Origin of the sequence: Nocardia sp. NPDC057440 (assembly GCF_042802915.1) — a bacterium.
Lineage (GTDB): Bacteria > Actinomycetota > Actinomycetes > Mycobacteriales > Mycobacteriaceae > Nocardia.
In genome coordinates, this window is record NZ_JBHVDF010000017.1 from 1 (window position 1) to 23,713 (window position 23,713).

Below are 23,713 nucleotides of genomic sequence, written 5' to 3' on the forward strand. Positions count from 1 at the left end.
CCGTCGAAGCGCACGCGACGAAGTCGCAAGTCTCGACGGCTCGGAAGCGAGACCAAGGGGGCCGCGAACACGCAGCGCCGCAGGCGCTGCCAAAATCAACCGCGCTGGCTGCTGACCGACACGACTTCACCGGTGAGGTAGGAGGTGTAGTCGCTTGCCAGCATCGCAATGGTCGCGGCAACTTCCCACGGCTCAGCGGCGCGGCCGAATGCTTCGCCTTCGGACAGGCGGTCGAGCAATTCGGTCGAGCTGACCTTGTCCAGGAATGCGTGCCTCGCGATGCTCGGGGCCACCGCGTTGATCCGGACACCGAGTTCGGCAGCCTCGATCGCGCTGCATCGGGTCAGCGCCATCACGCCCGCCTTGGCGGCGGCGTAGTGGGCCTGGCCGTATTGGGCACGCCAGCCGAGCACGCTCGCGTTGTTGACGATCACACCGCCGTGGCCCGCATCGCGGAAGTAGCCGAGCGCCGCGCGGGTGCAGCGGAAGGTGCCGTTGAGGGTGATGTCGAGGACGCGGTCCCACTGTTCGTCGGTCATATCGACCACCGGGGTTTCGCCGCCGAGGCCCGCGTTGTTGACCATGATGTCGATGCGGCCGAAAGCGGTTGCCGCGCCGCGCACCAACTCGTTGACCTGTTCGGTGTTCTGCACGTCGCAGGCGATCGACGCCACTCGACGATCCGGGAACTCGGCTTTCAGCTCGACCTCGGTCTCGGCGAGACGCCGCTCGTGCCAATCGGACACGACGACATCGGCGCCCTCCGAGAGCAGCCTGCGTGCCGTGGCCGAACCGATTCCGGTGCCCGCGGCGGCGGTGACGACGGCGGTCCGGCCGGTCAGCAGGCCGTGGCCGGGGATGGGCTCGGGTGCGACAGACAGCGGCCGTGCGGTGTTGTCGCTCATGGACGCGCCTCCCGTGGCAGACCGAGCACGCGCTCGGAGATGATGTTGCGCTGCACTTCGTTCGAACCTCCGTAGATGGTGTCGGCGCGGGTGAACAGATACAGCCGCTGCCATTCGTTCAGATCGTTGTCGTCGGCGACGAGGCCGGCGGGGCCGAGCACCGCCATGGCGAGTTCGCCGAGACCGCGATGCCAGTTGGCCCACAACAGCTTCGAGACCGACGCCTGTCCCCCGTCGTCGGCGCCGGCGCCCTCCATCGTGCGCAGTGCGTGGGCGCGCAGCACACGCAGTCCGACCCAAGCTTTGTCGATCCGGTCGGCGATCAGTGGATCGTCGGCCGCGCCGGTGCGTCGGGCGAGCGCCTCGACATCGGCGAGTTCGCGGGCGAACCTGATCTGCTGACCGAGCGTGGAGATGCCGCGTTCGAAGGTCAGCGTGCCCATCGCGATGCGCCAGCCGTCGCCGGGCGCGCCGACCACGAGGTCCGCGGCGGTGCGCGCGTTGTCGAAGAAGACCTCGTTGAATTCCGAGGTTCCGGTCAGCTGGATGATCGGGCGCACCTCGATACCCGGCTGTTTCATGGGAACCAGCAGGTAGGAAAGGCCCTTGTGGCGGGTCGAGCCGCGTTCGGTGCGTGCGATGACGAAGCACCAGTCGGCGACGTGGGCCAGCGAGGTCCAGATCTTCTGGCCGTTGATCGACCATTCGTCGCCGTCCAGCTGGGCGGTGGTGGTGATGGCCGCCAAGTCCGAGCCCGCGCCCGGTTCCGAATAGCCCTGGCACCACAGTTCGGTGACATTGCGAATGCCCGGCAGGAACCGAGCCTTCTGCTCATCGGTGCCGAAGGCGATGACGGTAGGCCCGAGCAGTTCCTCGCCGACGTGCGAGACCCTGGCGGGCGCATTGGCCTTGGCGTACTCCTCGTGGAAGATCACCTGCTGCCGCACGGACGCCTCGCGGCCGCCGTATTCCTTGGGCCAGCCGAGGCAGGTCCAGCCGGACGCGGCCAGGTGCCGGTCCCAGGCGAGGCGTTCATCGAACGCCTCGTGTTCCCGGCCCGGCCCGCCTAGTCCGCGCAGCTCGCGGAATTCTCCGTTGAGGTTTTCGTCCAACCACTGGCGCACTTCTGCGGAAAACCGCGCGTCCTGTGCGGCAGTGTCGGAATCTGAGGTCTGGATCGCAACCACGCCGGTAGGATAACCTACCAAGCACTTGCTTTGTTAGAGCCTGATGACTTTGACTGAGTATCGGCATCAAATGACCGCACCGACGGTGAGGACAACCGTGACAACCCCTGCTCAAACGACACCGCTGGCACTGCACGACGCCGCACGCACGTTCGGCGCCGCACCCGCCGTCGGCGACGGCGACGTCCGGCTCGACTGGACGCAGTTGCTGACGTCGGTCCAGGAGGTGGCGCGAGCGCTGATCGCGCGCGGGGTGCAAGCAGGCGACCGGGTCGCCATGTGGGCACCCAATACCCATCACTGGGTGATCGCGGCGCTGGCCGCCCACTATGCGGGCGCGGCCCTCGTGCCGCTCAACACCCGCTACGTCGCCGACGAGGCCGCCGATGTGCTCGCCAGGGTCGACGCGAAGGCCCTGTTCATCGCAGGCGCCTTCCTCGGGCGCGATCGACTCGCCGAACTGCGTGCGGCGGCACCGGAATTGGCTATCGACACCGTGGTCGTCATCCCGGTCGAACCGGGCACAACGGCCGCGGGCGGCAACGTGCTGAACTGGTCGGAGCTGCCCGCCGCGGCGGAACCCGTCACCGTCGCCGAGGCGGAAAAGCGTGCGCGCGCCGTCGCCCCCGACGACATCTCCGACATCCTGTTCACCTCCGGAACCACCGGGCGCAGCAAGGGCACCCTGGTCGCACACCGGCAAGCGCTGTCGGTGGTGCGGGCCTGGGCCGAGTGCACCACCCTCGCGGGCACCGACCGCTATCTCGTCGTCAGCCCGTTCTTCCACAACTTCGGCTACAAGGCGGGCATCCTGGCCTGCCTGGTCACCGGCGCGGCGATCATCCCGCAGCCGGTGTTCGATGTGCCTGCCACCATGCGGCTGGTCAGCGACGAGCAGATCACGGTGCTGCCGGGTCCGCCGACGATCTATCAGACGATTCTCGACTTCCCCGATCGCGCCACGTTCGACCTGAGCACGCTGCGGGTCGCGGTCACCGGCGCGGCGACCGTGCCGGTGGTGCTGGTCGAGCGGATGCGTTCGGAGCTCGATTTCGATGTCGTCATCACCGGCTACGGCCTTTCCGAGGCCGCGGGGTTCGGCACCATGTGCCGTGCGGACGACGACGCGGAGACCATCGCGGGCACCTGCGGACGGCCGATCGCCGACTTCGAGCTACGCCTCGGCCCCGACGGTGAAGTACTGCTGCGCGGCCCGAACGTGATGCTCGGCTACCTGGACGATCCGGAAAGCACCGCCGAGACCATCGACGCCGACGGCTGGCTGCACACCGGCGACATCGGCACGCTCGACGAGCGCGGCTATCTGAAGATCACCGACCGGCTCAAGGACATGTACATCTCCGGCGGTTTCAACGTGTACCCGGCGGAAGTGGAACAGGCGCTCGCCCGGCTGGACGGCGTCGCCGAATCCGCGGTCATCGGCGTGCCGGACACCAGGATGGGCGAGGTCGGCAAGGCCTACGTGGTCCGCAAGCCCGGATCCACCCTGACCGAAGACCAGGTGCTCGCGCACGCGACCACCGTGCTGGCCAACTTCAAGGTGCCGCGATTGATCGAATTCCGCGATCAGCTGCCCTACAGCGCCGCCGGGAAAGTGCTCAAGCGTCAACTACGTGAGGAGAAGTCGTCATGACGGACGAAGCCGGCGTTCCCGACGAGGGAGACGTCGTCACCTATGAACGGCGCGGCCGGGTCGCCATCATCACCTTGAATCGGCCGGATTACCGCAACGCGCAGAACTCGGTGATGACCTACGCCCTCGACGCCGCCTTCGAACGCGCCGTCGAGGACGACGAGGTCGGTGTGATCGTGCTGGCGGGCAACGGGAAGCACTTCAGCGCCGGACACGACATCGGCACACCGGGGCGCGATCACCACGTGCGTTACCCGAACAAGGCCGCGCTGTGGTGGGACCACGTCGACAAGACAGGCGGCGATCAGCGCTTCGCGCGTGAGCTCGAGGTCTATCTCGGCATGTGCCGCCGCTGGCGCGAGATTCCGAAGCCGACCATCGCGATGGTGCAGGGCGCCTGCATCGCGGGCGGGCTGATGCTGGCCTGGGTGTGCGATCTGATCATCGCCTCCGACGATGCCTTCTTCTCCGATCCCGTTGTCCGCATGGGTATCCCGGGCGTCGAATACTTCGCGCATCCGTGGGTGATGGGACCGCGCGCAGCCAAGGAGTTCCTGTTCACCGGTGACCGGTTCGGCGCGGCCCAGGCCAAGGAGTGGGGCATGGTCAACCGGGTCGTGCCGCGTGCCGAACTCGAGGCCGAGACCTTGGCGCTCGCCGAGAAGATCGCGACCATGCCGCGATTCGGCCTCGCACTCACCAAGAAGGCGGTGAATCAGGCCGAGGACCTCATGGGCATGCGTGCGGGCATGGACTCGGTATTCGGCCTGCATCACTTCGCCCACGCCCACAACGCCGAGGTCGGCGCGGACTCGCTGGGCGGGATGAACGCAAAATCGATGAAGGCGACGGCGAGCACCGCCGAGCAGAACGGAACGACGTAGTGGATCTCGATCTGGACCCGGCGACCCAGGAATTCCAGCGGGAAGTCCGCGAATTCCTCGCCGCCAACAAACCCGGGCAGCCGCTGCCCTCGATGGACACGAAGGCAGGCTTCGAGGCGCACCGCGCATGGGAACGCACCCTCGCCGACGCGCGCCTTTCGGTCGTTTCCTGGCAACCGGAGTACGGCGGCCGCGACGCCTCGCTGCTGGAGTGGGTGCTGTTCGAGCAGGAGTACTACGCCGCGGGCGCGCCGGGACGCGTCAGCCAGAACGGCATCTTCTTGCTCGCGCCGACGCTTTTCGAGCACGGCACCCCCGAGCAGCTCGACCGCATCATGCCGCGGATGGCGCGCGGCGACGACATCTGGGCGCAGGCCTGGTCCGAGCCGGAGGCGGGCAGCGACCTGGCGGGCATCCGCTCCACCGCGCGCCGCACCACGGGCGGCTGGCTGCTGAGCGGGCAGAAGACCTGGAGTTCGCGAGCATCGTTCGCGGACTGGGCATTCGGGTTGTTCCGCAGCGATCCCGAGGCCGAGCGGCACCGCGGGCTCACCTACATGATGTTCCCGCTGACGGCCGACGGCGTCTCGGTGCGCCCGATCCCTCAGCTGGACGGCGAGCCCGGCTTCGCCGAGATCTTCCTCGACGACGTCTTCGTTCCCGATCGCGACGTCATCGGGGAGCCGAACGACGGCTGGCGGGTGGCCATGAGCACCTCCAGCAACGAGCGCGGTCTTTCGCTGCGCAGCCCGGGCCGGTTCAGCGCGACCGCGCAGCGGCTGATCGATCTGTGGCTCGACGAAGGCGATCGCACCAACACCACGCAGCGGGATGCGGTGGTGGACGCCTGGATCGGCAGCGAGGCCTACCGGTTGCACACCTTCGGGACGGTCACCCGGCTGAACGAGGGCGGCAAACTCGGCGCGGAATCCTCGATCACCAAGGTGTTCTGGTCCGAACTCGATATCGCCATGCACGAAACCGCGCTGGAGGTACTCGGCGCCGCCGCCGAGCGGTCCAGCCGATGGACCGACGGCTATTTGTTCTCGCTGTCGGGCCCGATCTACGCGGGCACCAACGAGATTCAGCGCAATATCATCGCCGAGCGGCTGCTCGGACTACCGAGAGGGAGCAGCCGATGAGCGTGCGCTACCTGCCCAGCGGCCACCCGCCCCGAGTCGACTATCGCTCTGCTTCGACGACGTCGCGTACGGAAAGGAGGGCACGATGAGATTCGCGCTCAGCCCGGAACAACTCGACTTCGGCACGAGTGTGCGCAAGCTGCTCGATGCCGGACGCACCCCGACGGCGGTCCGCGCCTGGGCGGCCGGTGATCCCCGGCCCGGCCGGACGCTGATCCGCCAGTTGGCCGGCGCGGGCGTGCTCGGCTTGGCGGTCGAGGAAAGCAACGGCGGCATCGGCGCCGACCCGATCGACCTCGTCGTCGCCTTCCTGGAAATCGGCAGGGCCGCGGCGCCGGGACCCCTGGTCGAGACCGCGGCCGCGATTCCCGCACTGCTGCAAGCTCTTCCGGATACCGCACTCGCCGCACGGTGGCTGCCCGGCTTCGCGGACGGCGCGGCGCTCGGAACCATGGCCTTCGCCTCGCCCGACGGCACCGTCGCACTGGATGCGGACACCGCGGAAGTGGTGCTGATCGCCGATGGTGACCAGCTGTGCACCGCGCATCGGACCGGGCTGGTGCGGTCGGTCGATCCGGCCAGGCGGCTGTTCACCGTCGCCTCCGACGAAGTGGTCGCCACCGGCGAGCAAGTGTCCGTGGCCATCGCGGTCGCGTTCGACGCCGGCGCACTCGCCGCCGCGGCTCAGCTTCTCGGCGCCGGGCGGGCGCTGCTCGACGCCGCTACCGGATACGCCAAGCAGCGCAAGCAGTTCGGCAAGCCGATCGGCGAATTCCAGGCCGTCAAACAGAAGCTCGCCGACGTGCTGATCGGCCTCGACCTCGCCGAGCCGCTACTGTTGCGCGCCGCGCTGACCATGGCCGAGCCCACCCGCGGCCGCGATGTGTCGGCAGCCGTTGTCGCCTGCGGCGATGCCGCCTACCAGGCGGCACGGGCCGCCCTGCAGGTGCACGGCGCCATCGGCTACACCGCCGAGTACGACCTGTCGCTGTGGTTGACCAAGGTCACCGCGCTCCGGTCCGCGTGGGGCTCACCGGATCTGCACCGCTCACGAATCGCCCGCGCACTGCGCGACGAGGCAGTGCGCGACCGCGGCCTGCGGGGTGCGGTATGACCAGCACCGAGCATCTCGAATTCGTCAGCTCCGTTCGTGCGCTGCTCGCCAAGCACGCAGGCCGCGACGCGGTGCGCGCGGGCATGGACACCGAGCTCGGCTACGACGAGGAGCTGTGGCGGCTGCTGTGCGAGCAGATCGGCGTCGCGGCGCTCGCGATTCCGGAGGAATACGGCGGCTTCGGTGCGAGCCTTGTCGAATCCCTGCTGGTGGTCAGCGAATTGGGGCGCACGCTGGCCGCTGTCCCGATGATCGGCTCGGCCGTGCTCGGCGCGCAGGCCGTGCTGCTGTCCGGTGATGCCGACGCGTGCGACAGACTGTTGCCCGAGGTGGCCGAGGGCACCCGGACGATCGCGGTGTGCTGGGCGGGCGAGCGCGGCTGGGATGAGCCGGGCGTGCATGCCGACAACGGAACACTCACCGGCACAGCCAGTTACGTGCTCGACGGCACCCACGCCGACACCTTCATCGTGGTGACGCCCACCGGCCTGTTCGAGGTCGAGGCGGCGACCGAGGGCATTGCCCGACGCGCCCTCCCGACCATGGACCCGACCCGTAAGCTCGCCGAGGTCACCTTCACCGCGGTCGCCGCCCGCAGGCTCGGCGCGGGCGATCCGGCGGCGGTCACGGCGCGCCTACGCGAAATCGCCTGGGCGGCAGTGGCCGCGGAGCAGGTCGGGGCCGCGGAGCAGTGCCTGGATATGACGGTCGAGTACACCAAGTCCCGGGTGCAGTTCGGCCGCGCGATCGGCAGCTTCCAAGCACTCAAGCACCGCATGGCCGACATGTATGTGCTGCTGGAATCCGCCAAGTCCGCTTCCTACGCGGCGACCGCCGCCGTCGCTGCGGGCAGTCCGTCGGCCGCGGAGGACGTCTGGGCCGCGCGCGTGCACTGCTCCGAGGCGCTGAGCACCATCGTGGCCGAAACAGTCCAACTGCACGGCGGCATCGCCATCACCTGGGAGCACGACGCGCACCTGTTCTTCAAGCGCGCCCACGGCGACGCCCAATTGTTCGGCACGCCCCACAGGCCCCTGCCCCAGCCTGTGTAGCCACCTCGTCCGCGTCGTCACCGACCCGGCGCCCCGGCGGAGTCATTGCCCTCCCCGGGGCGCTTTCGCGTATGAACGGCGACGTATCCGCAGGTAGTCACCGCGTGACACAGTTACTCGATTTACATAGTTACCTTATGAAATAATGGACGGGTGCAGCAATCTCAGGTGACATCAGCAGAAGACAGCGTGGTCAATCTACTCGTCACCGCCGGTCGGCTGACCAGGCTTGCCGGGGTGATCAGCGGCGATGATCTGCCCCGGGCCGTGCTGCGAGCGCTGGCGGTGCTCGACGAACACGGCGCCATGCGGGTCAGTGAGTTCGCCCGCATCGACAGATGTTCGCAGCCGGCGGCGACGGCGCTGATCGGCCGGCTCGTCGCCGACGGCTATGCCTCCCGGCGCAAGGACCCGGAGGATTCCCGTGCGGTCGTCGTCGAACTCACCCCGGCCGGACGTGACCGGCTCCACCACGCGCGCCGGGCCCTCGGCACCGCACTCGCGACCAGACTGTCCGAGTTCGACACCGACCGACTCGCCCGCATGGAAACAGATCTGAACGAACTGCTCGACGCCCTGAAAAAGGCTGCGCCCCGGCACTGATCGACATCTAGGCGACACTCGAACACTCCACCGCCGCAGCCGCCTCGCGCGTCGTCCGCTTCACGTGGCGGCGCGGCCGCCTCCGGCCTCGCGGGCGAGCACGGCGAACACAGCAGCGAGTGGCATCGGCTGCGGCATAACGCAAGTGGATCGCTCGCGGGGCGCTACTCACCGACTCTCGGATTCGAGAGTCGGACTATGGCGCGTCGGCGCCGAATGTCCGGGTGGCGCCGCTGGGTCGGCCGCCACGGCGGATGGGGGCGCCGAGTAGAGCGGTGAGCTCCTCCTCGACCTCGGACAGCAGCTGATCACCGAAGACACACACGGTGGATTCCCAAGGGTGACCGAAGGTTCCGAGCCGGAAGTCGGGCGTCACGTAGATGTAGTAGTCGCCGTCGGGGTACGCGGAACCCGGCCAGTTCGGTTGGCCGACGCCACCCACCCGGCCCGGGTCGAAGCGGCATCCCGCGTGCTGCCAGTCGAGCCAATAGAGCACCTCACCGGGCTTGTCACACGCGAGCAGGCCCGCGCTGATGATGCGCTGAAGCTGTTCGACGCCATCGTGTTCGGCGTCCGCCGGGTCGAGCGCTCCCAGCTGCCAGGTCGCCGATGCGGCCGGTTCGGTAATGCCCGGCGAGGTCGCGGTACTCGGGCGGAACTCGAACTCGGTATAGAAGCGCGCCCATAGCGCGTCGTGTTCGGGGTCGTCGAATAGTCGCCGAATCGGGCGCGTCCGTGTGGGTGGTTGCTCCGGAAGCCAGTGATAGGCAGTGACAGTCGTGATGACGCGCATGCCCGCTGCTTCCAACGCGGGTCGCAGCTCGCCGTCGGCCTCGGCAACCACATAACCCACATCGGGTGTGCCGAACCTGCCGATCGAGTTCGAGCGTCGCCAATCCCATCCGCACAGATGATCGGCGAACCTGCCCTCCGGATCCACGATCCCGCCGATCGCCACGAAATTCGTGTGCGCGAGGTGAGCGCCCCATGCCGCGGCCCGTATCCGTCCGTCCTGCATGGCGACCAGCACATGGTCCTCCCACTGCAGCGACCGCCCGTCGGCGAGGAACTCGGTGAAAGCGATCGGCTGCGGTCCGGCCGCGGCAACGAATTTGGCAACGTCCTGGAGGTGTCGATGGTCGGACACCTCTGCCACGACCGCCTCCGCCGACAGCGGCTCGGCGGCGACGATCTGATCAACCGGCGCGACCAGGACCGCGCGTTCCCGGCCCGTGATGAATCCCGCCGCCCACAGCCGCTGCGGTAGGTCGACAGGACTGTCGTGCGCGTAGACCTTCCATTCCGCGGGCTCACCGCGCGCTTCGCAGGCATCACGCTGGCGGGCGATCAGTGCGTCGAGGCCCTCGACCGGCAAGGCTCGATGCTCGATACTCGCGTGGGTGCCGTAATGGATCCGGACAACCGACCCGTCCGTTTCGACCACACTGCCGATCGGCATCGGCGCCGGCAGCCGACCGCGTAGCTGAGCGTCGTGTAGCGCCAGCAAATCTTCGATGCTCTCCGTTCTCGAGCCCATTCTGCCTATCATCCCATCGCTTCCGCCCCTGCCCGACGACACCGCCGTCAGGCACTTCGAGACGCGGAATGCGCGTGTCCGCGATCGGCGATGGTTCGGCGCGCCTGCCCGGAGTCGTCGCAGCAGGCCAGGTAGCGTCCGCCGGAGTTGGAACCTTGCGTGCGGAGATCCCTTCGGTCGAATGGAGCAGCATGTTGGAGACAGCGCAGACGCTGGTGCTCGGCGGGACCGGCAAGAGCGGCCGACGCCTGGTGCAGCGGCTTCGTGCCGTAAACCGGCCGGTGCGTGTGGGTTCCACGACCGGGACACCTCGGTTCGACTGGACCGATCCGGCGACCTGGGCCGCCACCCTGGATGGGATCAGCGCCGTTTTCGTCGTGTACTCCCCCGATGTAGCGATGCCGGGGGCGCCAGAGGTGATCGGCGCCTTCGCCGAGCAGGCGGTTGCCGTGGGCGCCCGGCGACTGGTCCTGTTGTCCGGACAGCGGGCCGAGGTCGGGGTGGACAGCGAGCGCCGACTACAGGACTCGGGGGCGGAGTGGACCATCTTGCGGGCGGCCTGGTTCGACCAGAACTTCGACGAAGGGTTTCTCCGCGACGACGTGCGGGCCGGGCGGGTGGCGCTGCCGGTCGGCGCGGTGGGCGAGGCGTTCGTCGATGCGGACGACATCGCGGACGTCGCGGCGACCGTCCTCACCGAGCCACGGCATTCGGGGGCGATCTATGAACTCACCGGGCCCCGCCTGCTGACCTTCGCCGACGCGGTCGCCGAGATCGGCGCGGCCAGCGGGCGCGACATCCGGTTCGTCGAGGTGTCGACCGATGCCTACGCCGCGACGCTGACCGCGCACGGCAGGTCGGCGGCCGAGGTCGACCAGTCGCTCTACCTGTTCACCAAGCTCATGGACGGGCGCAATGCCCGAGTGGAGCACGGCGTCCAGAAGATTCTGGGCCGCGAACCGCGCGACTTTCGCGACTATGCCGGTGCGGCCGCCGCAACGGGAGTCTGGACGGCGCACTGACTTCGGATTTTCGTCGCTTTTCCGGAGTACGGTCGGGAACTATGACCGAAGAGCAGCGGGGCCGCGTCAAGATCGAGACGAGCCAGAAGCGGGTGCGGGTCTATCTCGGCGGACAACTGGTCGCCGATACGGCGCGGCCGGTCCTGGTCTGGGAAAGCCCGCACTACCCGACCTACTACGTGCCGCTCGCCGACCTGCGCGCGAAGCTCGAACCGAACGGCATCACGAAACACTCCCCCAGCCGGGGCGACGCGACAGGGTACGACGTGGTGGTCGACGGCGCAGACGCGCCGGGCAGCGCGCTGCGCTACCACGATTCGCCGTTCTCCGAACTCGATGATCTGGTCCGGCTGGACTGGAACTCGATGGACGCGTGGTTCGAGGAGGACGAACCGGTCTACGTCCATCCGCGCGATCCATACTCCCGGATCGACATCCTGGCCAGCTCACGGCATGTGCGCGTGGAGATCGACGGCGTCACCGTCGCCGACTCCCGTTCACCGCGCATCCTCTTCGAAACCGGGCTTCCCCCACGGTATTACCTGCCGCTGACCGATGTGCGCATGGACTTGCTGCGCCCCTCGCAGACTCATTCGAGCTGTCCGTACAAAGGCACCGCCGAATACTGGAATATCCGCGTCGGCGACAAGGAATACACCGACCTCGTGTGGGGCTATCGGACGCCGCTGCCGGAGAGCCAGAAGATCGCGGGCCTCGCCTGCTTCTACAACGAGAAGGTCGACATCTACCTCGACAGCGAACTCCAGGACCGCCCGCATACGCCGTTCAGCTGACCGACGACAGGTGTCGGCGTAACGCACCGGAGTGGATGTCGGACCTCATTCGGCCCGGCGCCCTCCGACTCACGGCAGGTTGTGAGCGTTTCAGACATCATCACGAGCAATCAAACCATTCATTTACTCATCGACTCGCCATATCGTTCGAGTCATGACCAACACGAATGCCACTGAGCCCACCAAGACAATCGCCGTCTACGGCGCCACCGGAGTCACCGGCGGTCATCTCCTGGCCGAACTGAACCGTCGCGACATCAGCCCGATCCTGGTGGGCCGCAATGCCGGTCGCATGCACGCCGCCGCAACCGCCGCCGGGCTCCCGAACGCAGAGGTTCGGGTCGCGGAGGTCTCCGACCAGACCGCTCTGGTTGCGGCATTCACCGGTGCCGACGTGGTGATAAGCAGCCTGCCCTCCTATGTCGACCATGGCGCGGCGGTACTCGCGGCAGCGATCGACGCGGGCGCGCACTACACGGACCTGTCCGGAGAGCAGCTGTTCCTCGAGCGAGTGTTCGACGACTACTCGGCGCGGGCCGAGGCGGCGGGCGTGACGGTGGTCCCCGGCATCACCAACAGCAATCTCCCCGGCGACCTGCTCGGCTACCTGACCTCCCGACGACTGACCGGTCCAGTGGAGATCTCCATGAGCCTGCACGGTACGAGCGAAGGCAACGGCTCCAAAGGCAGCGCGAAAACCGTACTGGCGAGCCTGGATTGGTTCCGCAGTGGCGGCTGGCACTTCCAGGACGGCGGATTCCACACCGGCGCGGCCGCCAGGCACGCCGAGATGACCTTCCCCGGCGCCACCGAACCCACCACCGTTTCGAAGTTCCCGCAGCCCCCGGTGCTCACCATTCCCCGCCACTCGAAGGTCTCCTATGTCGAGGGTGTGCTCGACACCGCATTCCACAGTCAGCTCGGCGGCCTCACTGCCGAAATCGTCGAATCACTCCCGAACGAACCGACTTCGGGGCTGAGCTATGACTTCGTCGTCGACGCATTCGACGGGGACGGCCCTACTGTGCGCGGCGTAGTGAGCGGCACCGACGCCTACCGCGACTCGGCGCTGATGGCGGTGGAGGCCGCGGTCCGGCTCGCCGATGGCGCCACCGAGCCAGGAGCGCTCGCGGCTGCCGAAGCATTCGACCCCGAGCACTTCCTCGACGCCCTCGCCCGGTTCGGCATCACCTGGCGCATCGAACCGTAGATCGTGAAACACGCCGATCCGGCCGCGACATGCGCTGTCCCGCAATGGGTGCACCGGTTCAGACGGCAATGAGTGGTGCCGTGCCCTCGGCGCGGCGGTAGTGGCCGGGGGCTTGACCGTATTGGCGCTTGAATGCCTTGGCGAAGGCGAATTCCGAGGTGTAGCCGACCTTTCGGGCGATAGTGCTCAGCGAGCTGTCGGTGTCGCGCAGGAGACGGGCCGCGGTCAGCATCCGCCAGCGGGTGACGTAGGCCAGGGGTGGCTCGCCGACGGTGGCGGTGAAGCGGCGGGCCAGGGTTGCGCGGGAGACGCCAGCGATATCGCTGAGGTCCGGGACGGTCCAGATGCGGGCGGGTTTTTCGTGCACGGCCCGCAGCGCGGCGGCGACGGCGGGGTCGGCGAAGGCGCCAGCCCAGCCGGTGGCGGGCTCGCCGGCCGCGGCCTGCTCGTCGAACCAGGCGCGCAGGATGAACAGCAGCAGAGTCTCCAGCACGGCAGGCACTGCCGCGTCGCTGCCTTGCCGCGGTTCCACAACCTCGGCCGCAAGCAAGTCGACGGCCGCGCGCAGCGACGGGTGGCGGCCGGGACGCGCCGGTAGATGGATGAATTCGGGGAGCTCGTCGAGTAGCGGATGACTGCGTTGCCTGCCGAGTTCATATGCCCCGCACAGCAATGCGCTCCGCGCACCGGGCCCGGCGATCTCACGCGGCTCTCCCGGCTGCGCCTTCTCGGTGACCGGACTGTCCAGCCGGTCCACCAGATCATGGTCGGCGCCCCGCGGCATGAACAGGACGTCACCGGCCCCGAGGGCGACCGGCTCCCCGTTCGGCGGCACGAGCCAGCAGGAACCCTGCAGCACCACATGGAAACCCGCGCCGGGCACCACCGGGTAGCTGCGCCCCCATGGAGCGTGCCGCACGAACATCCCGGACGCCGGGTTGCCCGTGCGGATGGCCGCGATGGTCTCGCTGAGAATGTCCACGCACCCACCATAGCGCTTATTTCTGAGCGTTCAGAGCATGATAATGATCAAACTGGCCATAAATTCACTCACGAAATCGTGCTCTGTTCCGGCTGACCGAAGGCACCGCCGAGCCAGGCGCCCTCGCCGCGGCCGAGGCTTTCGACGCCGCCGACTTCCTCGACGCCGCACGCCCTTCGGCATCACCTGGCGCATCGAAGCACTGTGAGTCGGGCATAGTCGGACCATGACCGACACACGACCGCCGCTCGCCGTCGCACTCGATCTGGAACCGCACCCGGAGGGTGGCTGGTATCGGGAAACGTGGCGCAGCGCTGTGGAATTCACGCCGGAGTCATACGAGGGTGCGCGCGCGAGCGCGACCGGGATCTATTTCTTGTTGCTGCCCGGTGAGAAGTCCGCACCACACACAGTGCAGTCGGACGAGGTGTGGCTGTGGCACCGCGGTGGACCATTGGTGCTCGACATCGGTGGCGAGGAGATCATCCTCGGTCCCGATGTCGAGCACGGTCAGGTATTGCAGGCGGTGGTGCCCGGCGGTGTCAGCCAGGCCGCTCGACCAGCGGGCGCGGACTACGTGCTGGTGAGCTGCATCGTCTCGCCCGGCTTCGATTTCGCCGACTTCCGTCTGGACTGAGCCGCGAATTCGAGCACGGCTAGGGAACTTCGAGCACGCCCTCGTCAACGGCCCATTTGATGGTCTTCTCCAACTGGGCGCACGAATCCGGACGGCCCGGGGCACTGCCCTGCTCGCTGAGCGCGGCGAAGACCGGGCAGTGCGTGGCCGGGTTCTCGGTCCACTGCACCGAGGTCTGGTGCGAACTGCTCTTGCGCACCAGCACCAGGCTCTGGCAGGCCTGACACCGCAACGGTGTCAGGCCTTCCTCCAGATAGCGCTGCTTGTCGACAACGGTCTGGGCCTGCACCGCGGCCCGCCGCGCCGGCTGGTCGGCGAAGTCGGGTGCTTTCGCCCAGGTGGTCATCAGACACCCGCCTCCGCCGCGGCCGATGCCTGGCTGGCGTCGGCCTCTGCCTTGCGCCGCAGATTCTCCGCGACCTCGGCCTCCCACGCCTCGTTGGCCTTGGTGGTGTCCACCTCGAACTCGAAGCGCTGCGTCATCTTCTCCGTCACGTCGGCCAGGTCGACGTAGAACTGGTCGTACCAGCGACGCAGCTGATAGACGGGGCCGTCTTCCTCGCACAACAGCGGGTTTTCGACCTTGGACTTGTGCTTCCAGATCTCCACGTCCTGCAGGAAGCCGACACTGATGCCCTCGGTCATCTTCGCCGCCAGCTTGTCGGCCATCTCACCGTCGACGCCCTGCGGCTTCTCCAGCGTGATGCCCCACTGCAGCATGAAAGAGTCCTGCGACACCGGGTAGTGGCAATTGATCAGGACGCTCTTGACCTCGTACCCGCTGTAGATATTGATCAGCGGATTGATCATGTACGACGGCCCGAAGTACGACGCCTCCGACTTCAGCAGGGTGTCGCCGCCGTACTTGGAGGCCATGCCGATGTCGGGACGACCCTTGGTCTCCAGGAATTGGGTGGCGATGTGCCCTTCGAAAACGTTCTTGAAGTACGTCGGGAAGGCGAAGTGGATGTAGAAGAAGTGGGCCATGTCGACCACGTTGTCGATGATCTCGCGACAGTTCGCGCCCTCGATCAACAGGGAGTTCCAGGTCCAGTCGGTCCATCCGCTGTCGAGCTGCTCGGTCGGATTGCCGCCGGAGTCCGTGTACGGACCCTCGATGTGCGGAATGGTGATTTCCGGCGGCGGCTGGCTGCCCTCGTGGTCGTGCCAGACGAACAGCTGACCGTTACGCTCCAGCGTTGTCCACTTCCTGGTGCGCGCCAGTGGCGGCACCCGCCGCCCATAGGGAATCGCAGTGCACTTGCCGCTCGCGCCCCAGCGCCAGTCGTGGAACGGACAGGCGATGTCGTCGCCCTTGACCTCGCCCATGCTCAGGTCGCCACCCATATGCCTGCAGTAGGCATCGAGCACCCGCAGTTCGTCATGGGTATCGGCCCAGATCACGAGTTTGGTGCCGAACACCTCGACGGCGTGCGGCTTGCCGTCGCGGAACGACTTCGCCAGGCCGAGGCAATGCCATCCCCGCGCATATCGGGTGGGTGCGGAGCCCACATCGAGCTCTCGAACCTTCGCACCGCTCCCCTGTGGGGTAACTGCCATCGCGATTCCTCCTCCTTCTGTACTAGAACACGTTACAAAAATGTCGCGTTCCACGCCAGCGATTCGGCTCACTTCCAGCACATGTCCATACTTTGTTCGAGATGAACGGCGGTTCTCGACATAAATAAGAACCTGTTCTAGTCTCAGAGGCAAATGAGTACCGGTTATCAATCCGACCAGGCAGGAGCAGGTCCCGAGATGACGCAAGAAGTGACCGAACGGGTCGAAGCGCTATTGCCGACGCTGCGCGAGCGCGCGCAGGAGGCCGAGGACCTGCGGCGCATCCCCGACGAATCAATGAAGGCGCTACAGGAGACCGGGTTCTTCCGCCTGCTGCAGCCCAAGCAGTGGGGCGGCTACGCGGCCGACCCGGTGACCTTCTACGACACGGTCCGCAAGATCGCGAGCGCATGCGGGTCCACCGGCTGGGTGGCAGGCATTGTCGGCGTTCACAATTGGCACCTCGCGTTGTACTCGCAGCAGGCCCAGGAAGACGTGTGGGGTGAGGACACCGAGGTCCGCATCTCTTCGTCCTACGCTCCGATGGGCGCGGGCACCGTCGTCGACGGCGGCTACCTCGTCAAAGGCGCGTGGGCCTGGTCCTCGGGCTCCGATCACGCCACCTGGGCGGTGCTCGGCGGCCCGGTGATCAAGGACGGCAAGCCGGTCGACTTCGGCAGCTTCCTGATCCCGCGCACCGACTACCGCATCGATGACGTCTGGAATGTGGTCGGCCTGCGCGGCACCGGATCCAATACCGTTGTGGTGGACGAGGTTTTCGTGCCGTCGCACCGGTTCCTCAGCTTCCGCAAGATGAGCGAGCTCGCCTCGCCCGGCCTGGAGCAGAACACCGACCCGGTGTACAAGATGCCGTGGGGCACCATCCATCCCACGACCATCGCGACACCGATCGTCGGCATGGCCTACGGAGCCTACGAGGCGCACGTCGAACATCAGGGCAAGCGCATCCGCGCCGCTTATGCGGGAGAGAAGGCCAAGGACGACCCGTTCGCCAAGGTCCGGATCGCCGAGGCGTCCAGCGATATCGATGCCGCGTGGCGGCAGCTGTCGGGCAATGTCGCCGACGAATACGCACTGTTGGTCGCGGGCAAGGACATTCCGTTCGACCTGCGGGTGCGGGCGCGTCGCGATCAGGTCCGCGCCACCGGAAGGGCGATCGCCTCCATCGACAAGCTCTTCGAGAGCTCGGGCGCCACCGCGCTCGCGAACGGCACTCCGCTGCAGCGTTTCTGGCGGGACGCGCACGCGGGCCGGGTGCACGCGGCCAACGATCCCGAACGCGCCTATGTCATGTACGGCACCCACGAGTTCGGGCTGCCGGTCACCGACGGCATGGTGTGATGACCACGACGACATCGGAGGCATCGTGACCTCGACCGTAGAACTGACCTACGAGTCCACTTCGCGCTATGCGCAGGTGCGCCCTGATCTTCGGCTGCACTACCACGAGGCCGGTGCCGGCAACGGCCCGACGATCGTGCTGCTGCACGGCGGCGGGCCCGGGGCCTCCTCCTGGTCGAACTTCGCACGCAACATCCCGGTGCTGGCGCAGAACTTTCACGTGCTCGCGGTGGATCAGCCGGGGTTCGGGCAGTCGGACAAGCCGGTCGACCATCCGCAGTACTTCGTGCACAGCTCGTCGGCGCTGCGGGACCTGCTCGATCACCTGCAGATCAGCGGCCGGGTTCATCTGCTCGGCAATTCGCTCGGCGGCGGCGCCGCGGTGCGGTTCGCGCTGGACTACCCGGAGCGCGCGGGGAAGCTGGTGCTGATGGGCCCCGGCGGATTGAGCGTCAACCTGTTCGCGCCGGACCCGACCGAGGGCGTGAAGCACCTCGGTAAGTTCAACTACGCGCCGACCAGGGAGAACCTCGAAGCCTTCCTGCGGATCATGGTCTTCGACCAGTCGCTGATCACCGAAGAATTGATCGACGAGCGCTTCGCCTCGGCGAGCACCCCGGAGTCGCTCGCGGCGACCAGGGCGATGGGAAAGTCGTTCTCCGGAGCCGACTTCGAGAAGGGCATGATCTGGCGCGAGGCGTACAAGCTGCGCCAACCGGTGCTGCTCATCTGGGGTCGAGAAGATCGAGTGAATCCGCTCGACGGCGCGCTGGTGGCGACGAAACTGATTCCACGAGTTCAGCTGCATGTGTTCGGTGGTTGCGGGCACTGGGCGCAGCTGGAGAAGTTCGATGAATTCAACCGGCTGGCAAGCGACTTCCTCGCCGGCGTCAAGGAGAAGTGATGGGCATTCGATCACTGGCGTACTTGCGCATCGAGGCCACCGACATGGCGGCCTGGCGTGAATACGGCCTCAAGGTACTCGGCATGGTCGAGGGCAAGGGCAGCGATCCGAACGCGCTGTACCTGCGGATGGACGACTTCCCGGCTCGGCTCGTCATCGTGCCCGGCGCGAAGGACCAGTTGCAGGTCTCCGGCTGGGAGACCGCCAATGCCGGTGAACTGCAAGATATTCGGGATCGGCTGGACGCGGCCGGGGTGCCCTTCAAGGAGGGCACCGCGGCCGAACGCGCGGACCGCAGGGTCGACGAGCTGATCCGTTTCGAGGATCCCTCCGGCAATACGCTGGAGGCTTTCCACGGTGCGGCGCTGGAACATCGGCGCGTGGTCAGCCCCTACGGGCACACGTTCGTCACCGGCGAACAGGGACTCGGCCATGTGGTGCTGAGTACGAAGGACGACCAGGCCTCGCTGGCGTTCTACCGGGATGTCCTCGGCTACCGGCTACGCGACTCGATGCGGCTGCCACCGCAAATGGTCGGGCGGCCCGCCGACGGCGAACCGGCTTGGCTGCGCTTCTTCGGCTGCAACCCGCGCCACCACTCGCTCGCCTTCCTGCCGATGCCGACACCGAGCGGCATCGTGCACCTGATGCTCGAGGTGGAGGGCTCCGACAGCGTCGGGCTGTGCCTGGATCGGGCGCTGCGCAAGAAGGTGAAGATGTCCGCGACGCTCGGCAGGCACGTCAACGACAAGATGCTGTCCTTCTACATGAAGACCCCTGGCGGATTCGATGTCGAATTCGGTTGCGAAGGGCTCGAAGTCGACGATCATTCATGGATCGCCCGGGAATCCACCGCGGTGAGCCTGTGGGGTCACGACTTCACGGTCGGACAGCGACAGCAATAATGAACGGGGCGAGCGACGCGATGACAACTGAAGATTATCCCGCCATCGACGGACGGCAGTTCCGCAACGTACTCGGCCAGTTCGCCACCGGCATCACGGTGATCACCACCTTCGATGGTGACAGCGCCCCGCTCGGGTTCGCCTGCCAGTCGTTCGCCGCCCTCTCCCTCGAACCGCCGCTGGTGCTGTTCTGCCCCACCAAGACCTCCCGGTCCTGGGCGGCGATCGAACAGTCCGGGCGTTTCTGCGTGAATGTCCTCGCCGAGGAACAGCAGCAGCTGTGTGCCCGCTTCGGTTCCCGCGAACCCGACAAGTTCGCCGAAACCCGCTGGCACACCTCAGAACTGGAGCTTCCGCTCCTGGACGACGCCCTGGCCACCATCCAGTGCACGGTGGACAGCGTCGTCGACGGCGGCGATCACTACATTGTGATCGGCCGAGTGCTGGCCCTGTCGGAGTCGACCACCTCCGGCAGGCCGCTGTTGTTCTACCGCGGCCAGTACAGCGCCATCGAACCGGACAAGACCGTCCCGGCCCCCTGGCGCCACGACCTCGAGCACTTCCTCACCACGACGACGCTGGACACCTGGCTGTAGGCGTTCGATCGCGGCACTACTTACCGCCTCAGGCGGAGGCGGCGCGGAGGGCGAACCAGCCGTTCGTGGGATCGGCGTAGCCGTGGTAGAGGAGGGGAATGCGCTGGTCTATTTCGAAATGACGGTAGATGGCCAGCATGGCTATGCGGACGGCGTAGTCCTGGAAGTCGTCGACGCGCCGGGGGCCGATCGGGAGTTCCGGGAGTGATGCCAGGCGCGTCATGTCGGCGGTGTCGGCGGTGTCCAGGCCGATCGGGGCGGGATCGGTGATCAAGTGGTCGTGCAGGATGGCGCGGGTGCGCGCGTAGTCGGGTAGTCGCGCGGGGAAATCCCGGAACTCCGCACGCACGGAGCTGTACGGCTCGACCTGGGTTTGGACCAGTTCCATCAAACCGGCATCGAGATGCGGGGCCGCAAAAGTGAGCGGCGTCTGCTCCAGCAGATGCAGAATGCATCCGCCACGGACCAGCGGCTCCGGAACGAGAAACACCGCCAACGCGGGATCCGCGTACTCCCGGCAGGTCAAACAGACCTTCGTGTGGACCGGATCAGTCATGCAGCCCTCCTCGCGAGAGGCTTCGGCCGCTACACCGACCCGCAAAGCGACCTCGATTGGGTAACCATCGAACGCCGACCGCCGAAGACCACTGCGATCGCCGACACCCGACCAGGCTTGCACTGGCCAGTATAGGAGCCGGGTACCTGAGAGGAAATGCCGCGCGAAGTGGGAATCTTCGGAATATGTCAGCGGGCGGCGAAGTGCAGGCGGGATGAGCGTCGACGACATCCTCGCCGACTACCCGGATCTCCAACGCGCGGACATCCTCGCCGTACTCGCGGTGAACCGTGATCGAGCCGCGGGCGGTGCGGTGCACCGATCGCGGCCCGATCCTGGGCCTGCGGGTTAGGCGGAGACAACCGCCTGTTCGCGCTGGAGTTCCAGGGCGATGTCGATGAGCTGGTCCTCCTGGCCGCCGACCAGTTTGCGCTTACCTGCGCGAACCAGCATTTCGGCGGCGGAGACGCCATAGCGTTCGGCTTGGCGTTCGGCGTGCTTGAGGAAGCTGGAGTAGACGCCCGCGTAGCCCATCATGAGGGCCTGGCGGTCGAGCAGGCATTCCTGGGGCATGACCGGGCGGACGACGTCTTCGGCGGCGTCGGCGATGGCGAAGAAGTCGATGCCGGTCTTGATGCCGAGCTTGTCGCAGACGCCGACGAAGGCTTCGACGGGGGTGTTGCCGCCCGCCGCGCCGAACCGGCGGGCGCTGCCGTCGATCTGCTTGGCGCCCGCGCGGACCGCGTAGACCGAGTTGGCGACCGCGAGGTCCAGGTTCTCGTGACCGTGGAAACCCACCTGGGCGTCATCGCCCAGTTCCGCGACGAGAGCGGCGACGCGATCGGAAACCTGTTCCAGGACAAGGGCTCCTGCCGAATCCACCACGTACACGCACTGGCAGCCCGCGTCGGCCATGATGCGGGCCTGCTTGGCGAGCGCCTCCGGCGGCTGGGTGTGCGACATCATCAGGAAGCCGACGGTTTCCAGGCCGAGTTCGCGGGCGAGGCCGAAGTGCTGGATCGAGACGTCGGCCTCGGTGCAGTGCGTCGCGATGCGGCAGATCGAGGCGCCGTTGTCCTGGGAGACCTTGATGTCTTCCTTGACACCGACACCGGGCAGCATGAGCACGGCGATCTTGGCCTGCTTCGCCGTCTCGGCGGCGATCTTGACCAATTCCTGCTCGGGGGTTTTCGAGAAGCCGTAGTTGAACGAGGAGCCACCGAGGCCGTCGCCGTGGGTCACCTCGATGACCGGAACGCCTGCGCCGTCGAGGGCCGCGACAATATTGCGGACATCCTCGCCGGTGAATTGGTGGCGCTTGTGATGCGAGCCGTCGCGCAGCGAGGTGTCGGTGACGCGGATGTCGAGTTCTGCGGAATATGTCATGGTTGGAGCTCCTTACACCCGGGCCGAGAGGATCTGCTTGGCCATGACCTCGCCGACCTGTGTGGCCGCGGCGGTCATGATGTCGAGGTTGCCCGCGTACGGCGGCAGGAAGTCGCCCGCACCCTCGACCTCGACGAACACCGAAACCTTCGCCATGCCACCGGAAATCACCGACGGCGGATCGAACTGCGGCTCGTTGAGCAGCCGGTAGCCCGGCACGTACTGCTGGATATCGGCGACCATCCGATGGACGGATTCGGCGATGGCTTCGGTATCGGCGTCTTCCGGGATCGCGCAGAAGATGGTGTCGCGCATGATCATCGGCGGCTCGGCCGGGTTCAGAATGATGATCGCCTTGCCGCGCTCGGCGCCACCGATGGTCTCCACGCCCCGCGAGGTGGTCTTGGTGAATTCGTCGATATTGGCGCGCGTGCCCGGTCCAGCGGAGACCGACGACACCGAGGCGACGATCTCGGCGTACGCGACCGGCACCACGCGCGACACGGCCGCGACGATCGGGATGGTGGCCTGGCCACCGCAGGTGATCATATTGACGTTCGGCGCATCGATATTCGCGCCGAGGTTCACCGGCGGCACCACGGCGGGTCCGACGGCGGCGGGCGTGAGATCGACCGCGCGGATGCCGGCTTCGGCATACCGCGGCGCGGCGGCACGGTGCACGTACGCCGAGGTCGCCTCGAAGACGAGGTCCGGCAGCTCGGACTGACCGAGCAGCCAGTCGACGCCCTCGTGCGAGGTTTCCAGCCCCAGCCCGCGAGCCCGCTTCAGACCCTCGCTCTCCGGGTCGATGCCGATCATCCAGCGCGGTTCCACCGTGGTGGAGCGCAGCAGTTTGTACAGCAGATCGGTGCTGATATTGCCGGATCCGACGATCGCGGCGGTGACGGTCCCCGTTTCGGACACGGCAGGCCTCCTACTTGAATTGCAAACGAACAGAACCGAGTCCGGCGAACTCGGCGTGGAACGCATCGCCGGAGCGGGCGTCGATGGCGCGGGTGCAAGAACCGGGCAGCACGATGTCGCCCGCCTTCAAACGCACGCCGAAACTGGCGACCTTGCGGGCCAGCCACGCCACCGCGATGACCGGATCCCCGAGGACCGCGTCGCTGCGGCCCTCCGCGACCACCTCACTGTTGCGGGTGAGCACGGCGTCGATGGCCTTGATATCCAGGTCTTTCGGCGCGACCCGCGCCGAGCCGAGCACGAAGCCCGCGGAGGAGGCGTTGTCGGAGATGGTGTCGGCGAGCCCGATCTTCCAGTCCTTGATCCTGGAATCGATCAGTTCGATGGACGGCGCGTAGGCGACCGTCGCGGCGAGCACATCGGCCTCGGTGCAGTCTTCGCCGGGCAGGTCGGCGCCGAGCACGAAGCCGACCTCGACCTCGACGCGCGGGAACAGGTAGCGCGACGCTTCGACCGGAACGTCCTCGAAGACCTCCATGTCCGCGAGGAGATGACCGTAGTCGGGTTCGTCGACGCCCATCATCTGCTGCATCGCGAGCGACGAGAGCCCGACCTTGTGGCCCACCACCGTGGCCCCGTTGTCGAGCTTGCGCCGAATATTGATCAGCTGGATCTCATAGGCGTCGACGACATCGATATCGGGATGCCTGGCGACGAGGGGATCGATGGCGACCCGGTCGCGCTCGGCGACCTCGAGTTCATCGGCCAATTCGGTTCGTACCGAGTCGGACAGCACG

General features: G+C 67.0%; 25 protein-coding genes. 15 read left to right on the top strand and 10 right to left on the bottom strand.

Annotated features, from left to right (window positions below):
- Positions 1 to 95 precede the first annotated feature (95 nt).
- Positions 96 to 905: an SDR family oxidoreductase gene (locus ACFU4Z_RS28780; RefSeq protein ID WP_379068880.1), complete on the bottom strand. Its 810-nt coding sequence runs from the start codon at positions 903 to 905 to the stop codon at positions 96 to 98.
- The gene (locus ACFU4Z_RS28785) at positions 902 to 2,092 is read right to left on the bottom strand and encodes an acyl-CoA dehydrogenase family protein (protein ID WP_379068883.1); all 1,191 of its coding nucleotides are present in this window, start codon (positions 2,090 to 2,092) and stop codon (positions 902 to 904) included. The genes ACFU4Z_RS28780 and ACFU4Z_RS28785 overlap by 4 nt, the downstream gene beginning before the upstream one ends.
- A gap of 97 nt (positions 2,093 to 2,189) precedes the next feature.
- On the opposite strand from ACFU4Z_RS28785, the gene ACFU4Z_RS28790 reads away from it, so the two are divergent.
- The 6 genes from ACFU4Z_RS28790 (at position 2,190) to ACFU4Z_RS28815 (ending at position 8,541) form a co-directional block, all read left to right on the top strand.
- The gene (locus ACFU4Z_RS28790) at positions 2,190 to 3,746 is read left to right on the top strand and encodes a FadD3 family acyl-CoA ligase (RefSeq protein ID WP_379068886.1); all 1,557 of its coding nucleotides are present in this window, start codon (positions 2,190 to 2,192) and stop codon (positions 3,744 to 3,746) included.
- The gene (locus tag ACFU4Z_RS28795) at positions 3,743 to 4,630 is read left to right on the top strand and encodes an enoyl-CoA hydratase (protein WP_379068889.1); all 888 of its coding nucleotides are present in this window, start codon (positions 3,743 to 3,745) and stop codon (positions 4,628 to 4,630) included. The genes ACFU4Z_RS28790 and ACFU4Z_RS28795 overlap by 4 nt, the downstream gene beginning before the upstream one ends.
- A complete protein-coding gene (locus ACFU4Z_RS28800) occupies positions 4,630 to 5,772 on the top strand; it encodes an acyl-CoA dehydrogenase family protein (RefSeq protein WP_379068892.1) in 1,143 nt (380 codons plus the stop codon). The genes ACFU4Z_RS28795 and ACFU4Z_RS28800 overlap by 1 nt, the downstream gene beginning before the upstream one ends.
- An 85-nt stretch (positions 5,773 to 5,857) precedes the next feature.
- On the top strand, positions 5,858 to 6,886 hold the full coding sequence (locus ACFU4Z_RS28805; protein ID WP_379068895.1) for an acyl-CoA dehydrogenase family protein: 1,029 nt from the start codon (positions 5,858 to 5,860) through the stop codon (positions 6,884 to 6,886).
- The gene (locus ACFU4Z_RS28810) at positions 6,883 to 7,938 is read left to right on the top strand and encodes an acyl-CoA dehydrogenase family protein (RefSeq protein WP_379068898.1); all 1,056 of its coding nucleotides are present in this window, start codon (positions 6,883 to 6,885) and stop codon (positions 7,936 to 7,938) included. The genes ACFU4Z_RS28805 and ACFU4Z_RS28810 overlap by 4 nt, the downstream gene beginning before the upstream one ends.
- Positions 7,939 to 8,106: 168 nt before the next feature.
- Positions 8,107 to 8,541 carry a MarR family winged helix-turn-helix transcriptional regulator gene (locus ACFU4Z_RS28815; RefSeq protein ID WP_379068901.1) on the top strand — a complete coding sequence of 145 codons (435 nt, stop codon included), beginning with the start codon at positions 8,107 to 8,109 and terminating at the stop codon, positions 8,539 to 8,541.
- 196 nt (positions 8,542 to 8,737) lie between these two features.
- Here the strand turns inward: ACFU4Z_RS28815 and ACFU4Z_RS28820 are convergent, their stop codons facing one another.
- Positions 8,738 to 10,078 carry a DUF2716 domain-containing protein gene (locus ACFU4Z_RS28820; RefSeq protein WP_379068904.1) on the bottom strand — a complete coding sequence of 447 codons (1,341 nt, stop codon included), beginning with the start codon at positions 10,076 to 10,078 and terminating at the stop codon, positions 8,738 to 8,740.
- Between the two features lie 191 nt (positions 10,079 to 10,269).
- Between ACFU4Z_RS28820 and ACFU4Z_RS28825 the strand changes: the two genes are divergently transcribed.
- The 3 genes from ACFU4Z_RS28825 to ACFU4Z_RS28835 all read left to right on the top strand — a co-directional run bounded on the left by ACFU4Z_RS28825 (position 10,270) and on the right by ACFU4Z_RS28835 (position 13,104).
- Positions 10,270 to 11,100 carry an NmrA family transcriptional regulator gene (locus ACFU4Z_RS28825; RefSeq protein WP_379068907.1) on the top strand — a complete coding sequence of 277 codons (831 nt, stop codon included), beginning with the start codon at positions 10,270 to 10,272 and terminating at the stop codon, positions 11,098 to 11,100.
- 41 nt (positions 11,101 to 11,141) lie between these two features.
- The gene (locus ACFU4Z_RS28830; protein WP_379068910.1) at positions 11,142 to 11,894 is read left to right on the top strand and encodes a DUF427 domain-containing protein; all 753 of its coding nucleotides are present in this window, start codon (positions 11,142 to 11,144) and stop codon (positions 11,892 to 11,894) included.
- Positions 11,895 to 12,048: 154 nt separating this feature from the next.
- Positions 12,049 to 13,104, top strand: a complete 1,056-nt coding sequence (locus ACFU4Z_RS28835) for a saccharopine dehydrogenase NADP-binding domain-containing protein (RefSeq protein WP_379068913.1) — start codon at positions 12,049 to 12,051, stop codon at positions 13,102 to 13,104.
- Between the two features lie 58 nt (positions 13,105 to 13,162).
- Here the strand turns inward: ACFU4Z_RS28835 and ACFU4Z_RS28840 are convergent, their stop codons facing one another.
- Positions 13,163 to 14,086 carry an AraC family transcriptional regulator gene (locus ACFU4Z_RS28840; protein ID WP_379068916.1) on the bottom strand — a complete coding sequence of 308 codons (924 nt, stop codon included), beginning with the start codon at positions 14,084 to 14,086 and terminating at the stop codon, positions 13,163 to 13,165.
- A 226-nt stretch (positions 14,087 to 14,312) separates the two neighbouring features.
- On the opposite strand from ACFU4Z_RS28840, the gene ACFU4Z_RS28845 reads away from it, so the two are divergent.
- Positions 14,313 to 14,723 (top strand): cupin domain-containing protein, encoded by a 411-nt coding sequence (locus tag ACFU4Z_RS28845; protein WP_379068919.1) that lies wholly within the window; start codon positions 14,313 to 14,315, stop codon positions 14,721 to 14,723.
- Positions 14,724 to 14,742: 19 nt separating this feature from the next.
- On the opposite strand, the gene ACFU4Z_RS28850 is transcribed toward ACFU4Z_RS28845, so the two are convergent.
- Both ACFU4Z_RS28850 and ACFU4Z_RS28855 read right to left on the bottom strand, forming a co-directional pair.
- Positions 14,743 to 15,069: a hypothetical protein gene (locus tag ACFU4Z_RS28850; protein WP_379068922.1), complete on the bottom strand. Its 327-nt coding sequence runs from the start codon at positions 15,067 to 15,069 to the stop codon at positions 14,743 to 14,745.
- On the bottom strand, positions 15,069 to 16,283 hold the full coding sequence (locus tag ACFU4Z_RS28855; protein ID WP_379068925.1) for a Rieske 2Fe-2S domain-containing protein: 1,215 nt from the start codon (positions 16,281 to 16,283) through the stop codon (positions 15,069 to 15,071). Before ACFU4Z_RS28855 ends, ACFU4Z_RS28850 begins: the two co-directional genes overlap by 1 nt.
- Before the next feature lie 198 nt (positions 16,284 to 16,481).
- Here ACFU4Z_RS28855 and hsaA point away from each other — a divergent pair, with 198 nt between their 5' ends.
- The 4 genes from hsaA to hsaB are packed head-to-tail and all read left to right on the top strand — an operon-like array spanning position 16,482 to position 20,050.
- Positions 16,482 to 17,645, top strand: a complete 1,164-nt coding sequence (hsaA, locus tag ACFU4Z_RS28860; protein ID WP_379068928.1) for a 3-hydroxy-9,10-secoandrosta-1,3,5(10)-triene-9,17-dione monooxygenase oxygenase subunit — start codon at positions 16,482 to 16,484, stop codon at positions 17,643 to 17,645.
- A gap of 25 nt (positions 17,646 to 17,670) precedes the next feature.
- A complete protein-coding gene (gene hsaD, locus ACFU4Z_RS28865) occupies positions 17,671 to 18,549 on the top strand; it encodes a 4,5:9,10-diseco-3-hydroxy-5,9,17-trioxoandrosta-1(10),2-diene-4-oate hydrolase (protein WP_379068931.1) in 879 nt (292 codons plus the stop codon).
- Entirely contained in the window at positions 18,549 to 19,454 is a 906-nt protein-coding gene (hsaC, locus tag ACFU4Z_RS28870; protein ID WP_379068934.1) for an iron-dependent extradiol dioxygenase HsaC, read from the top strand. Before hsaD ends, hsaC begins: the two co-directional genes overlap by 1 nt.
- A gap of 20 nt (positions 19,455 to 19,474) precedes the next feature.
- Positions 19,475 to 20,050 (top strand): 3-hydroxy-9,10-secoandrosta-1,3,5(10)-triene-9,17-dione monooxygenase reductase subunit, encoded by a 576-nt coding sequence (hsaB, locus tag ACFU4Z_RS28875; RefSeq protein ID WP_379068937.1) that lies wholly within the window; start codon positions 19,475 to 19,477, stop codon positions 20,048 to 20,050.
- Positions 20,051 to 20,078: 28 nt separating this feature from the next.
- Here hsaB and ACFU4Z_RS28880 read toward each other — a convergent pair whose 3' ends face one another.
- Entirely contained in the window at positions 20,079 to 20,606 is a 528-nt protein-coding gene (locus tag ACFU4Z_RS28880) for a hypothetical protein (protein ID WP_379068940.1), read from the bottom strand.
- A gap of 214 nt (positions 20,607 to 20,820) precedes the next feature.
- Here ACFU4Z_RS28880 and ACFU4Z_RS28885 point away from each other — a divergent pair, with 214 nt between their 5' ends.
- A complete protein-coding gene (locus ACFU4Z_RS28885) occupies positions 20,821 to 20,958 on the top strand; it encodes a DUF433 domain-containing protein (protein ID WP_379068943.1) in 138 nt (45 codons plus the stop codon).
- Here ACFU4Z_RS28885 and dmpG read toward each other — a convergent pair.
- Genes dmpG through ACFU4Z_RS28900 form a run of 3 tightly spaced genes read right to left on the bottom strand, consistent with a single transcriptional unit; the run spans position 20,955 to position 23,712 of the window.
- Positions 20,955 to 21,992: a 4-hydroxy-2-oxovalerate aldolase gene (gene dmpG, locus ACFU4Z_RS28890; protein ID WP_379068946.1), complete on the bottom strand. Its 1,038-nt coding sequence runs from the start codon at positions 21,990 to 21,992 to the stop codon at positions 20,955 to 20,957. The two genes, ACFU4Z_RS28885 and dmpG, sit on opposite strands and share 4 nt — an antisense overlap.
- Before the next feature lie 12 nt (positions 21,993 to 22,004).
- Positions 22,005 to 22,916 (bottom strand): acetaldehyde dehydrogenase (acetylating), encoded by a 912-nt coding sequence (locus ACFU4Z_RS28895; RefSeq protein WP_379068949.1) that lies wholly within the window; start codon positions 22,914 to 22,916, stop codon positions 22,005 to 22,007.
- 10 nt (positions 22,917 to 22,926) lie between these two features.
- Complete coding sequence (locus ACFU4Z_RS28900; protein ID WP_379068952.1) at positions 22,927 to 23,712, bottom strand: 2-keto-4-pentenoate hydratase; 786 nt, start codon at positions 23,710 to 23,712, stop codon at positions 22,927 to 22,929.
- Between the last annotated feature and the right edge of the window lies 1 nt (position 23,713).